Origin of the sequence: Chlorogloeopsis sp. ULAP01 (genome assembly GCF_030381805.1) — a bacterium.
In the GTDB taxonomy this organism is placed as follows: domain Bacteria; phylum Cyanobacteriota; class Cyanobacteriia; order Cyanobacteriales; family Nostocaceae; genus Chlorogloeopsis.
Genome location: NZ_JAUDRH010000008.1, coordinates 1 through 13,894, shown reverse-complemented (window position 1 = coordinate 13,894; position 13,894 = coordinate 1). Strand labels below are relative to the sequence as shown.

At 39.2% G+C, this 13,894-nt stretch carries 13 protein-coding genes; 11 read left to right on the top strand and 2 right to left on the bottom strand.

Annotation, left to right across the window (positions count from 1 at the left end; all coding sequences use genetic code 11):
- Positions 1-73: 73 nt before the first annotated feature.
- The gene (locus QUB80_RS16850; RefSeq protein ID WP_502875303.1) at positions 74-769 is read left to right on the top strand and encodes a diacylglycerol/polyprenol kinase family protein; all 696 of its coding nucleotides are present in this window, start codon (positions 74-76) and stop codon (positions 767-769) included.
- Between the two features lie 14 nt (positions 770-783).
- Here QUB80_RS16850 and QUB80_RS16845 read toward each other — a convergent pair whose 3' ends face one another.
- Entirely contained in the window at positions 784-1,293 is a 510-nt protein-coding gene (locus QUB80_RS16845) for a hypothetical protein (RefSeq protein WP_289790680.1), read from the bottom strand.
- Between the two features lie 317 nt (positions 1,294-1,610).
- On the opposite strand from QUB80_RS16845, the gene QUB80_RS16840 reads away from it, so the two are divergent.
- From QUB80_RS16840 to QUB80_RS16830, 3 genes are all read left to right on the top strand, one after another.
- A complete protein-coding gene (locus tag QUB80_RS16840; protein ID WP_289790679.1) occupies positions 1,611-2,297 on the top strand; it encodes a hypothetical protein in 687 nt (228 codons plus the stop codon).
- 392 nt (positions 2,298-2,689) lie between these two features.
- A complete protein-coding gene (locus QUB80_RS16835; protein WP_289790678.1) occupies positions 2,690-3,301 on the top strand; it encodes a hypothetical protein in 612 nt (203 codons plus the stop codon).
- A gap of 276 nt (positions 3,302-3,577) precedes the next feature.
- Entirely contained in the window at positions 3,578-5,200 is a 1,623-nt protein-coding gene (locus tag QUB80_RS16830; RefSeq protein ID WP_289790677.1) for a hypothetical protein, read from the top strand.
- Positions 5,201-5,278: 78 nt separating this feature from the next.
- On the opposite strand, the gene QUB80_RS16825 is transcribed toward QUB80_RS16830, so the two are convergent.
- Complete coding sequence (locus QUB80_RS16825; protein ID WP_289790676.1) at positions 5,279-5,431, bottom strand: hypothetical protein; 153 nt, start codon at positions 5,429-5,431, stop codon at positions 5,279-5,281.
- Positions 5,432-6,043: 612 nt separating this feature from the next.
- Here QUB80_RS16825 and QUB80_RS16820 point away from each other — a divergent pair.
- The 7 genes from QUB80_RS16820 to QUB80_RS16790 all read left to right on the top strand — a co-directional run bounded on the left by QUB80_RS16820 (position 6,044) and on the right by QUB80_RS16790 (position 13,662).
- On the top strand, positions 6,044-7,423 hold the full coding sequence (locus QUB80_RS16820; RefSeq protein WP_289790675.1) for a nicotinate phosphoribosyltransferase: 1,380 nt from the start codon (positions 6,044-6,046) through the stop codon (positions 7,421-7,423).
- A 31-nt stretch (positions 7,424-7,454) separates the two neighbouring features.
- On the top strand, positions 7,455-8,054 hold the full coding sequence (locus QUB80_RS16815) for a nicotinate-nucleotide adenylyltransferase (RefSeq protein WP_289790674.1): 600 nt from the start codon (positions 7,455-7,457) through the stop codon (positions 8,052-8,054).
- Entirely contained in the window at positions 8,015-8,761 is a 747-nt protein-coding gene (locus QUB80_RS16810) for an NUDIX hydrolase (protein WP_289790673.1), read from the top strand. The genes QUB80_RS16815 and QUB80_RS16810 overlap by 40 nt, the downstream gene beginning before the upstream one ends.
- Before the next feature lie 134 nt (positions 8,762-8,895).
- Positions 8,896-10,593 (top strand): NAD+ synthase, encoded by a 1,698-nt coding sequence (locus QUB80_RS16805; RefSeq protein ID WP_289790672.1) that lies wholly within the window; start codon positions 8,896-8,898, stop codon positions 10,591-10,593.
- Between the two features lie 593 nt (positions 10,594-11,186).
- Entirely contained in the window at positions 11,187-11,831 is a 645-nt protein-coding gene (locus tag QUB80_RS16800; protein WP_289790671.1) for a cysteine dioxygenase family protein, read from the top strand.
- A 287-nt stretch (positions 11,832-12,118) separates the two neighbouring features.
- A complete protein-coding gene (locus QUB80_RS16795; RefSeq protein ID WP_289790670.1) occupies positions 12,119-13,237 on the top strand; it encodes a DUF6745 domain-containing protein in 1,119 nt (372 codons plus the stop codon).
- Positions 13,238-13,383: 146 nt separating this feature from the next.
- Positions 13,384-13,662, top strand: coding sequence for a glutaredoxin family protein (locus QUB80_RS16790; protein WP_289790669.1), 279 nt, complete (start codon positions 13,384-13,386; stop codon positions 13,660-13,662).
- Positions 13,663-13,894 lie beyond the last annotated feature (232 nt).

Below are 13,894 nucleotides of genomic sequence, written 5' to 3'. Positions count from 1 at the left end.
AAAGTTACGCTTTTCTAATAAATTGAGATTAAAGGTCGAAATTTTCTAGTTGTATCTTTAACAGTTACTGATTTTGTTTTCCTCTAATTTAGAGTCAATCCCTCCGTGGCTACAACTTGCCAGTGTTGCCGTTTGGTTATCCCTGGTGAATTTGAGTGCTTGGGGAGTTCATCGTTTTTTCAAAGCAGATCCAGAGATTGTGAGGAAGATAGTGCATATTGGCACAGGTAACGTTATTTTGCTAGCCTGGTGGCTAAATATTCCGGCGATCGCAGGCATTACAGCTTCGATTGTAGCGAGTAGCGTTACCTTATTGTCTTACCGCTTTCCCATTCTTCCCGGTATTAATAGTGTAGGTCGCCAGAGCTTTGGAACTTTCTTTTATGCTGTAAGTATAGGTATTTTAATTGCTTGGTTTTGGCACATACAACAACCTCATTATGCCGCACTAGGTATTGTGGTGATGGCATGGGGAGATGGATTGGCTGCACTGATTGGACAACGATTTGGTAAACATAAGTATAAAGTCTTTGGAGGGCAAAAAAGCTGGGAAGGCTCCTTCACAATGGCTGTGGTTAGTTATTTGATTATTAGTTTAATTTTACTTAGCGTCCAAGGTAGCGTCTGGCAAACTTGGGTTATCTCTCTAGTCGTAGCTCTTGTTGCTACTGGTTTAGAAACTTTTTCTTTTTTGGGTATTGATAATTTGACAGTTCCATTGGGTAGCGCAGCCCTGGCTTTTTTACTAACCCAGTTAATGGCTAGTTAAGACGCGATCACTATCTATCTGTGGTAGTAGTAGTTTCTGCGGTAGTTACCATTGTAATAGTAGGGGTAACCAACTCCGTGGCGGTAAACTCTGCGGTAACGGGCGCGTCGATAATAGTGGTTATTCGGGCAATTACGATAATAAACCCCTTGGTAATATGGTCTATGGTGGTACCGCCTGTAGTGATGTCGTCTATAGTAGTGCGGTCTGTAGTAATGCCGTCTGTAGTAATGCCTTCTATAGTGGCGCGGTCTGTAGTGGTATCGTCTGTAATAGCGTCGTCTGTAGTGTCGCCGATGGTGACTAATTTGGTAACTATTTTCGTCTACTGTCTGTTTGATTTCTCCCGGATTAGCTTGTTGATCCCAAACGATGGGATTAACTAAACCTTGATGTGCCTGTAGCTGAGTAGAGGATTGAGTCGGAACTTCATCTTTTACAGATCTCGTTACAGATGCGGCGGCTACCTCTAATCCCAGGCTCAGTGGTAATACTAAAGCACTAACCACGAACTTCCAAAACATGAATTGGCGCTCCTAATTTCTCGTTTTTTGGCTTTAATGAGGCAATTCTTTCAATACTTATTCATTTCTCTACAATTTTGAAGATTTGCCTTGTTATTTTTGGAGCTTTACGCAGTTCATAGCCAATGCTAGAACATGGCTAGTTTTAGATTCCACCTGTACTGTAAGAAAACAATTACCATGAAGCGGATCTGCAAGAGAGTTCTCAGCGATCGCTTATTTGTTTTCTACAAAACTTTAATTATTTGTTAAGCTTTTACATAAGTTTACATTTACTGAGTAAAAACTATTAAATAGTTAAAGTTAAAGATTTCTGGATGGCTTTTCTACCCTTATCTCAACCACTGCTGCGCGAAAAACAACAACAGTTAGATTTTCAAGATTTACAAGGTCTATTACGTATAGACTGGAAAATCGGTAGACTTAGTTTATGGTCTGGTTTTTATACCCGTATTGATCAGGTATTTATCCTTTGGGGTATTGCCAGTGCTGGAATTTTTATCACAGCTCAATTTTTACCAATCAGCTGGTATACACAAGCCATTTTCTGGACAATTCTTACTTTAGCCAGCACCATCATTATGATTTTTTTAACATGGTTTTGGGTAAGTGTAGAAAAGCTACGTTGGCTGTTGTATTGCTGGGTGATTTTGATGTTTGGAGGCGTTGCCCTAACTGATTTGGGCATTTTTTTTGGCTGGGTTGAAGTATTAATGCGCTTGTGTCCTTTGTGGTTAATATTAAGTGCTATTGGCTACTTATGTACAGCGTTGGCAGTGCGATCGCAAACATTTTTAGTGATGGCTGTAATTCATTTGGCTGGTGTTGCTGTTTTACCCTACTGCGGCGGTTGGCAGTTTCTAACTACTGGTATTGTTATGGCAAGTAGTTTATTAATATTGGCTGAATGGCAGTGGGATATGCGCCCGCCAACTGATTACGATGTGTTAACACTAGAGCAAAAACAATTTAATCAACAACAGTATCAATATCGCAATTTATAGAGATATCTCTTAAAAGGGGATAGGGAACAAGGAACACAAGAGGACAAGGAGAAGGGGGGATGGGGAGACAAGGGGAAGGAAGATGACTCATATTTACTCACCTTGTGACTGTGTTTCCTTTTCCCTTTGTCCTTATGTATCTTTGTCCCCTTCTATTTCCTTCTGCCCTCTGCCTTATTTCTTCAGAGACTTCACTTCAACAGGTTGACGCGTGTTCTTAGTTGAATGTAAAAAACATAACATAATTATGCCGCAAGATTTAGTATAAACTAACTAAAACCAATGCTAAAGGCAGAGTAGCAATACGACGTTGCTGACTTATAGATAAAAAATGAATACGACATTTTTCAAGCTTAAAAGCTTAAATTTTCTTAAAAATCAGCAACGATCAAATGAACTTCTTTAATAATTCTGTACCGCCACTACGTCGCAAACAAGCAACTCTAGACATTCACGATCTAGAAGGATCTTGGCAAATTGACTGGCGAATTGGCAAGGTAAAAATTTATTCGACTTACTATACCCGTTTAGATAGAGCTTTTATACTTTGGGCTTTATTACTTGTACCCATGTTTGCAACAGCCCAGTTTCTACCTGTGAGTTGGGATTTACAAGCTACTGTGTGGTCAATCATCAGTATTATTGGTACTGTAATCATGGTGATTTTGACTCAATACTGGGTTCAGCGCAGACGAGTTAACTGGGTGTTGTATTGCTGGGTAGTGCTAATGCTGCTCGGAGTGATATTAACTGATTTGGGCGTTTTCTTTGGTTGGACAAAAGTATTATTAAACCTATGTCCTTTATGGTTAGGTTTAAGCGCTCTAGGATATTTTTGTACTGGTTTAGGCGTGCGATCGCGTACCCTAATTGTCACGAGCATTATTCATTTTTTGGGAATTTTCTTCTTACCTTTTTTTAGTGAATGGCAATTTATTTATACAGGTACTTTAATGGTGTTGTGCTTGCTGATTTTGGCAGAATTTGAATGGGATCATCAGTAATACCAATGCGTGAATTTTGGATTTGAGATTACGACTATTGATTAATAGGCTAGTCCAGAATTTTGAAACAAGACTCCTTGCGCTAATTTAGTATAGTTTACTATTGATTTTTTACTCGTCACTTTTGCGTCACTTTTATTAGTAATAATCAAAGAAAAACTTTATAGAATATTTATTAACTACATCTGCAAGTGTCATAGCAATAGTCTTATAAAAGTTTTTGCTGGCAGTGATACTCATCTGTTCTGCATCAAAATATAAAAACTGAGGTACTTTATGTTTTATTTACGACGTCGTTCACCAGCGATAAAATTACTAGGTGCAGGACATTCTGGGAAAGTTTTTCTAATTAAAACTCCAGACAAGAGTATTGCTAGAAAAGTATTTTTTGAAGATAAATTAGCTAATTTAGTTCATTATTTTTTCTTTGGTGTTCCTAATCCCTATGTCTGGAATGAAGATATTTTAAACTGTGCTTACTATCGCCGCCAAATTGTTACTAAATTAGTGCCATTTTGGTTTGAGTCTCAACTCAAGGTTTCAAATGCAATTTCCAGAGGATGGAATGAAGAATTTAAAGCATATCAGCTAGATACAGAATTTATTGAAGGAAGACACGTAGCCCTACGCCAACCTTATCAACATCATAGCCAAGAGTTGCAAGAATTAGTCCACTCAATCATGATTCCTTTGCAACAATACTTGATTCAAGCAGGTTTAGATGGCTTAGTATGGCAAGCTGGCAAAGGTAGCCCATCAGCCTTAAATAATTTTTTATTACAAGAAGATGCTTCCGGGGAATATTTTTTTGTTTGGATAGATTTGGAGTCTGGTGTTCCTGCATTATTCCCTTTGAACATTCTAACGTTGTTCTCGTTTTATTTACCCCAATCTTTTAAAAATCGTGGCCCTTTGTTTGATGATGTTGATATTAATAGATTAAAGCAATATATAATTAAAAACCAAATATCTTTAGAAAAAAAACTTGGGAATCAAAAATATCTAGAGGTTTTAGAGCAGATCAATTATTTAGAACATCATCAAAAAAAATGGAAATCTCTGAAAAGATTTCATCGCAGTCTTCAGTATCACCTGAAAAAAGGTCATATTACTCAACAACAAGCTAATTGGTATTCTCGTTATAGATTATGCTGGTACGGACGAGAGTTAATAAGAATATTTTCGCAGTTTATAAAAACATTATTTATCTATCTACCGCAAAAAATATTGAATAAGCTCAAGCAAATTAGATTTAAAAGTTTTTTTCAACAATTTTGGAAGTTTCTTTTCTCTCACCGCTATCGATTAAAGATGGCAAGAATTTATGTAGAAAAAAGAATCAAGAAATGGCAAAAAAGAAAACAGATAACTTCTGAAGCAGCTAATGATTTATCAGCTAATTTGTATAGTGAAAATTCCAGTGCTTATTTAAATGATTTCGGCGTTCATATTGGTATTAAAGGCTTTATTACATTATTTGATTATGTCTTAATACCAATATTGTATTCTTTTGGAGCAATCAATGAAATAATGTCTTTAACCTGGTTAGTTATCGATGGGCCAATATATAGAACTATCTATACTTCTTTTAGAAGTATACAAGCAGTAAGAAAACGTCAAGAAATACCTTGGATTGCATTTTTAGTTGGATTACTTCCTAGTGTTGGTACTCTGGCTTATCCCTGTCAAATGATTTATTCAGCAGCAATCAATCAAGACAAAGTGGCTCAATTTATCGTATATGACTTTTTCACCAGAATCGGAGCCAAAATTCCTGTCTGGGGTGGAAAGGATACCCTCACTGAACACTTTTTTAATGGTTGGGCTGATAAAATTATTCGCTGGCTAGGTGGGCGAAAAAGAAATTTAATATCCCAATATGAAAATAATCATTATTAGTTAGTTAAAGAAAATCGGTGGAGTCAGATTTCTTTTTCCACCGATTTTGATGTTAATTGACTTTATTTTATATCTCATCTACCAATTGGCTGTTCTTTCTTTATAGGGATCGCCACTAAAGGGTTGTACCCCAATGTTAGGATACGCATCATCACTGGGGCCAAAAATCCGTATTGCTGCTTCAGTAATATACTGGGTAAGCCTAGCTAGAAGTTTAGAGATAGCCCTCATAATTTAGACTCCCATTTTTTAAGTGTTTAAAGGGGAATGTCTATACTTTAAGTCTAACGCTTTTGACTTTCTCAAAGTCTCAATATATTTATATCCTCTGCAATATTTTTTGATAGAGTTTTGCAAAGCTTAAATTTGCCAAAAATGCCAAACTTCTCCTTTTGATTCTAATTGTAACAGAGCTAAGTATATCGTCATTGGTAGGGGCGGGTTTTGCTGATTATTTTTCGGCACAAACCGATAATCTATCTTCTAAACCCGCACGGCAGTCGCACTCGACGCGCTTAACCCGACGCCAGGTGCTACAACGCGCTTAACCCGCAAGGGCGCACTGGCTCCGCAAGGGCGCGCTGCCTCCCGTACAGTAGTTAGGTAGAGACGCGATTAATCGCGTCTCTACATTGGTGGTTAATCATTCGTGACTAAGGGAAAACTGAACTATTACTAATTCTGACTATTAAAAATAATTAAATATTGGGCAAAAATTATATTAATATATCTGTAAAAATACCTTATTTCAGCTTATTTCTACGATTGTTGCCTATGAGTTGACATTATTTATGGTAAAAACTACCATAAATAAAAGAAGCATTCTGGAAAAGGCGCGATCGCATGATACGTTTCCCAGGTACGGAAAACCAGGAATTGACACTCTCTGCGGATGACTACAGCCTACTGACCGATTTGTATCAGCTGACAATGGCAGCTTGTTACACGGGTGAAGGTTTAGAGCAACGACGAGCAAGTTTTGAATTGTTTGTCAGGAAATTGCCAGAGGGTTTTGGTTATTTAATTGCGATGGGTTTGACACAGGCGCTGGCATATTTGGAAAAATTCCGCTTCACCTCATCTCAAATCGAGGCTTTACAGGCAACGGGAATTTTTGCTCATGTAAGCGATCGCTTTTGGTCGATTTTGGAATCGGGACGTTTTACCGGGGATGTGTGGGCTGTACCAGAGGGAACAGCAGTCTTTGCGAATCAGCCTTTATTGCGAGTGGAAGCACCTTTGTGGCAAGCGCAGTTAGTGGAAACTTATTTACTTAATACCCTGAACTACCAAACTCTTATTGCCACGCGAGCAGCTAGGATGCGTGATATAGCAGGAGAGCAAGCGCAGCTACTAGAATTTGGCACCAGAAGGGCATTTAGTCCTCAAGCCTCCCTGTGGGCAGCACGGGCAGCCTTGGCAGCAGGTTTTGATGCGACATCAAACGTGTTAGCAGCGCTACAACTAGACGAAAAACCTAGTGGTACGATGGCACACGCTTTGGTTATGGCGCTGGCAGCAACCGAAGGTAGTGAAGACGAAGCATTTGAGGCGTTTCAACGGTATTTCCCTGATGCGCCATTGTTAATAGATACATACGACACTATCGCTGCTGCCGAACGATTAGCTGTAAAGATAAGCTCAGGAAAAATGACATTAGTGGGAGTCAGACTGGATTCTGGGGATTTACTCACTTTGTCAAAACAAGTGCGATCGCTTTTACCAAATGTCTCAATTGTTGCTAGTGGTGATTTAGACGAGCAGGAAATTCAAAGACTAAAAACTGCGGGTGCTGAAATCAATGCCTATGGAGTAGGAACGCGACTGGTAACAGGAAAACCCGTAAACGGAGTTTACAAATTGGTAGAAATTGATGGCATTCCCGTCATGAAAGAGTCGAGCGGAAAAATGACTTATCCAGGGCGCAAGCAGGTATTTCGTTCGTTTATGGGAGAAAAAGTGAAAGCAGATTGTTTGGGATTGGCAGATGAAAATCCTCTAGGAGAACAACCTTTATTGCAATTGTTTATGCAAGCAGGTAAAAGAATCCAAGTACCTGAAACTTTAAGCACTATCCGAGAACGTACAGCTGCTTCAGTAAAAAGTTTACCTGAAGAAACTCGACTTCTAGAGAACCCTGTTTCGGTGCCAATGGCGATTTCCAATCGCTTGCGGGAATTGACAGAGAAAACACATCAAAAACCAGTCTTGGTTAATGGCTAATAGCAATTAACAATTAACAATTAACAACAAAATGAAAATTGCCTTATTTGGAACAAGTGCCGATCCACCAACTGCCGGACATCAAGCTATCATTAAGTGGCTCTCCCACCATTATGATCGCGTTGTGGTATGGTCAGCAGATAATCCCTTTAAATCTCACCAAACACCACTAGAGCATCGGGTGGCAATGTTACAACTATTAATTGCCAACATAGATTCGCCACGGCACAATATTAGCTTGGAACAACAACTAAGTAGTTTGAGAACGCTGGAAACAGTGGAAAAAGCAAAAGAACGTTGGGGAGAAAATACAGAGTTTACTTTGGTAGTCGGTTCAGATTTATTAACTCAGCTACCTCGTTGGTATCAGGTTGAAGATTTGTTGCAACAAGTACAACTTCTGGTAGTACCGCGACCAGGATATGTGATAGACCAATCTAGCTTAGAGACACTAGAAAACCTGGGAGCAAAAATAGCGATCGCTGAGTTAACAGGCCCACCAGTATCCTCAACAGCGTATCGTGAAAGTGGAGATCCCGAAGCTCTCACACCCTCTGTAATTGACTATATTCACCAACAGCATTTGTACAAATGCCAGGACGCATCCCAAAAAAGCTTGCAGATTCGCTAAATCAACAACCTTTGGCAGATTTTAAGGTCGGCGTTGATAACGTAATTTTTTCTGTAGATACTGCCCAAAATCGGCTGTTAGTACTATTAGTAATGCGACAGCAAGAACCTTTTTTAAATTATTGGGGACTTCCCGGTACTTTAGTGCGTCAAGGCGAGTCGCTAGAAGATGCGGCATATCGCATCATGGCTGAAAAAATCAGGGTTAAAAATCTTTATTTAGAACAACTGTATACCTTTGGCGGGCCAAAACGCGATCCGCGCGAAGCAACAGATAGTTATGGAGTGCGTTATCTCAGCGTCAGTTACTTTGCCTTAGTACGATTTGAAGAAGCCGAATTAATTGCTGATAAAGTAGCTGGTATTGCTTGGTATCCAGTCAAGCAGGTACCGCAATTGGCTTTCGATCATAACGAGATCCTGGCTTATGGACACAGACGTTTAAGAAATAAATTGGAGTACAGTCCGGTGGCTTTTGAAGTCTTACCAGAAACATTTACTTTGAATGATTTATATCAGTTGTACACTACAGTTTTAGGAGAAAATTTTTCCGATTATTCTAATTTTAGAGCACGTCTACTCAAGTTAGGTTTTTTGTGCGATACCGGAATCAAAGTGTCACGAGGAGCAGGGCGTCCAGCAACATTATATAAATTCAATGCTGAAGCTTTTGCCCCTTTTAAGGATAAACCTTTGGTATTTATTTAACTAACTTTGCAACAAACATAATTACAGATATAACTGATTATTAATCTGTAATTTTCCAAAAATTAATTATTTGTTATATCCGCTATCCAATCGCTGCTAATCTCAAATCGAAACACCCAAGCCTGAACTGGAAAATGAAAATAGCGATCGCTCAACTGAATCCTACTATTGGTGACTTACCCAAAAACGCCCAAAAAATCTTAGAAGCAGCACAACAAGCAGTAACAGAAGGCACGCGTTTGTTGTTGACACCAGAACTGTCTTTATGTGGTTATCCTCCACGGGATTTATTATTAAATCCTAGTTTTGTAGAGGCAATGACTATTACCTTGCAACAGTTAGCAACAGATTTGCCGCCCCATTTAGCTGTTTTGGTTGGAACTGTAGAAGAAAATACTCAAGCCCACATCACCGGCGGTAAAAACCTATTCAATAGTATTGCCTGGTTAGAAGCAGGCAAAGTACAACAAGTTTTCCACAAGCGGCTTTTACCTACTTACGATGTTTTTGACGAACGCCGTTATTTTGAACCAGGCTTGCAAGCAAATTATTTTACCTTAGATGGTATCAACATCGGTGTCACAGTTTGCGAAGACTTGTGGAATGATGAGGAATTTTGGGGTAAACGTAGTTACACTGCCAATCCAATTGCTGATCTAGCAATTTTAGGCGTAGATTTTATCGTCAATTTGTCTGCCTCCCCCTACACTGTCAGCAAACAACGATTTCGCGAAACAATGCTCAGTCATAGTGCGATGCGTTTTCAGCAACCAATTATTTATACTAACCAAGTGGGTGGCAATGATGACTTGATTTTTGATGGCAGAAGCTTTGCTTTAAATTGCCAAGGTGAGATTATTTGTCGCGCCCACGGTTTTCAACCCGACTTGGTAATCATCGATTTTGATCAAGAGGAGCGAGATCTACAGCTAAGTTCTGTTGCACCTAACTACGAATGTGAAGAAGAAGAAATTTGGCAAGCTTTAGTGTTGGGCGTACAGGATTACGTTCGCAAAAGTGGCTTTTCTAAAGTAGTTCTAGGTTTGAGCGGTGGGGTTGATTCCTCACTTGTAGCAGCGATCGCCACAGCAGCACTTGGTAAAGATAATGTCTTTGGTGTACTCATGCCTTCACCCTACAGTTCCCAGCATTCTATTCAAGATGCTTTGGCTTTGGCAGAGAATCTCGGCATCAGCACTACAACCCTGCCAATCGGGAACTTAATGCAAGCATATGACAAATCCTTAGCAGATTTGTTTGCCAATACCGAGTTTGGACTGGCTGAGGAAAATATTCAATCCCGGATTCGGGGTAATTTGTTGATGGCAATTTCTAACAAATTTGGCAATCTTCTTTTATCTACTGGCAACAAATCAGAAATGGCAGTCGGTTACTGTACTCTCTACGGCGATATGAACGGTGGGTTAGCAGTGATTGCCGATGTTCCCAAAACCCGTGTTTATGAAATTTGCCATTGGTTAAATCGCAATGGCGAAATCATTCCCCAAAATGTCTTGACTAAACCACCTAGTGCCGAACTCAAACCCAATCAAGTTGATCAAGATTCTTTGCCCCCTTACGATGTCTTAGATGACATATTGCAGCGCCTGATCGAAAATCACCAATCACCTGCTCAAATTGTTGCCAACGGTCACGATCCTGTAGTAGTAGATAGAGTGATTCAAATGGTAGCCCGTGCAGAATTCAAACGGCGACAAGCACCTCCTGGCTTAAAAATCACTGATCGCGCTTTTGGTACTGGTTGGCGGATGCCTATTGCTAGTAACTGGTTAACTGTCAAAAATACTTTCAGGCGATTCGTAAAAAGTTAAGTAATATTAAGTAACTATTTCCTCGCAAGCGTTGTATGTTGTCCATGATTAGCTAACTTAAAAATAGGGTTGGGGGAACTTTTAACAGGGAATATAGAAGAGATTATTTCATAGCAAGGGCTGTGTTGAAGATAGGGGCGCTTGGGTTTTGCTTTCTGGCAATATTTATGAAACTCTTATTGCCAGCATTACATTATATTCATTAATATATTGAAATTATTCTTAAAGTAATTTGATACAGTGCCAATAGTCAATATCCAACAGTAAACAAGCTCGTGATGATATGAGCGGCAGAAACTAACGGCAGTAAGATATGTGGCTATGCTATAACAATTAATAGGGTAGCTATTTGAGCTACTATGTGGAAGTAAATGGCTCTACAACCATAAAAATTTGCCCTAAATTCAAGATTTGAGCCTTTTTACTTTGACGCTATCAACAAAGGTTGAGATTTCATCCTGCTGGTGTGTGTAGAAATCCAACAAAACAACTGACAAACAGCAACTAACTTCTTACTTATGCAAAGATTTAACGTTTGTCAATTTTAAATCTTGAATTGACATTTTTCTTTCGTCTTTTCATTGGAATTTCCCATGAATCACACTACCATTCAGGAACCGCTTACAGAAGACCAATGGTTTATTGACAGTTCTCAACTGCGGCAATTTGTTACCGTAGTTCATGAGATCAACTCTCGCACAAATTACGATCGCGCTGAAACTCTCAGTCTGCTTGAACCTTATTTTAAGCAACTGCTGACAACACAAAATTGGCTACCGGAACGTTTTGTTCAACCGAATCCTGATAGCAGAATGGGTGGTGGTATTGGGCAATGGCTACTTTATCGTTCCAAGGATCGTTCGTTAAGTGTATTTAGTTTAGTAATCCCTCCTAATTCAACCACTCCTGTCTATGATCATTTGGCTTGGGGATTAGTTGGTTTGTATAAAGGCAAACAAGAAGAAACTGTTTACCGCCGCGTGGATCGAGGCGATGTAGAAGGATATGCCCAACTAGAAGTAATTGGAGTGCGACAACTGAAAGTTGGTGATATCTACAAACTTTTACCCCCAGATGATGATATCCATGCAGTAAAAACAACAACAGTATTTGCTCCTTCAGTATCTATTCACGTCCTTGGAAATGATACTGGCTGCATTTGGCGACATCAATTTCACCCAGAAAAAGAAAGCGTGCATTCTTTTCGCTCTGGATATTCCAACATATTCTGCAATTAAGTATAAGTAGTCTGCCTCCATATACGTAGTAGGAGCTTTCGGAGTCGCCGGCTTCGCTTTATTGTGGCGACAGCCATGCACTCTGGAAGGATATCGGCATACTTGATGCAGATATTACACTCATACTTTGACATAATAAATTATAGCAACTGCATCACAGCAAAATCATAATTCAATGCAAGTGTGCAGTATAGGTAGAGAATAGAATGAGTATTGTAAAAGCCCTATCTCTAGCAGGTTTTTATTTCTGAAGTCATTTTTAAAGTAGATATATTTTTGATAACAGTATGTTAGATAAACTAACTCCAGAACAAGAGACTTTAATTTTATTCTATCGGGAAAAGTGGAGAAAAATAGCACTTTCAACCGAGCGAATCAATCAACAACAAGCTACTAAGGCAGTAAAAGAAATTTATAAATTATGCAATCTTGATGAGCCAGAAGTTAGCTTTTGTGAAAGTCCTTATGAAGCGATGAATAAGACTTTGCCAAAGCTGGAACGCTTAATTATTCAACCACTAAACTGGAATTTTTTGCAGTTGCGTTTAGGTATTTCAAAATTCTTTTCAGCACAAAAAGAAAATCAGATAGATAATTTAGCTCTGAGACATCCTAGTGATATCCATACCCATATTCAAACAACATTGTATTTTCAATTCATTTCACAAATGAAATATATAAGTCAGCAATTACAAATAGACTTAGCAGATGGTATCGAGTTACAAATAGACACTAATCTTACAGAATTATATCGTCAATTAACAGAGGAATTGGAAGAAAAATATGATAGTAATTTTATTCCTGCTGCTAGCTTTTGTAGTTACTGTAGTTGGTTAGATTTTTGGACTTCTGCATTAAATTACAAAGGTGATCAAAAACTTTTACCAATCTTTCAATTAGTAGCACAGTCTTGCGGTTGGATATTCCCTTACCAAAGGGTAGCAGTAGTGTGTGATCGCCCCACAAAAATCAGCTTCGATGAACAAAACCGCCTCCACGCCGAAGGTGAACCCGCCATACAGTTTGCAGACGGATACAGCCTTTACGCCCATCATGGTGTCACCTTACCAGAAAAATACGGCAAGCTACATCCACATCAATGGCAGCCTTCGTGGTTGTTAACAGAAAAAAATGCGGAACTCAGGCGTGTGTTAATTCAGGGTATTGGCTACGCTCGTATTATCCAACAATTGCAGGCAGTAGAGCTAGATTCCTATCAAGAATATACATTATTAAAAATAGAAAAAGAAATTGATTTCGAGCCAATTTATTTATTAAAAATGACTTGTCCCAGTACGGGATTTATTCATGTATTGCGCGTACCACCGGATGTAAAATCGGCGCGAGAAGCCATAGTTTGGGTGAATTGGGGCATTGCACCTGAAGAATTTACGGCGCAAACTTGAAATCTATGTTTTATAGATGGTAAGAAACGCATTTCTGTTGCTGTTATAGATGTATTTTTACAATTAAATAGCTATAGGTTGACAGCACCCGAAGCCGAGACTGTAGTGATGATAATTGTGGATACAGCCAAAATTGGTGGAAACAAATGCAATTAATTTTATATAGCAAGCCGGGATGCCATTTGTGTGAGGGTTTGCAAGAAAAGCTAGAAGAAATTATACAAATGCAAAATTTTGCGTCTGTACAGTTAGAAATTCGGGATATTACCACTCGTGAAGATTGGTTTGGTGCTTATCAATATGAAGTTCCTGTTTTATTTGTACTAAAACAGGATGACAAACAGGAGAAGATGCAACCTATACCCCGCCCTTCTCCCCGTGTAACAGTGCAGCAGCTAGAAAAAATACTGCAAAAGTATCTATAAGCTATTTGTAGAAACAAGAAATATAGTGCAGAATAAAGCGCAAGAAACTAAGGGCTAGAATCTGGAGGTTAGAGGTGACAAGCAGACATGGGAACAAGGAGGTGAGGAAGTTAAGCTCATCCCCCGACTGAAGTCTGGGGGATTTCGCGGGCATCGGGAATTGGGAATTGGGCATTGGCCAATGCATGAATGCCCTTTGCCCCTTGCCCCAAGACGACGGACGACGGTTCTG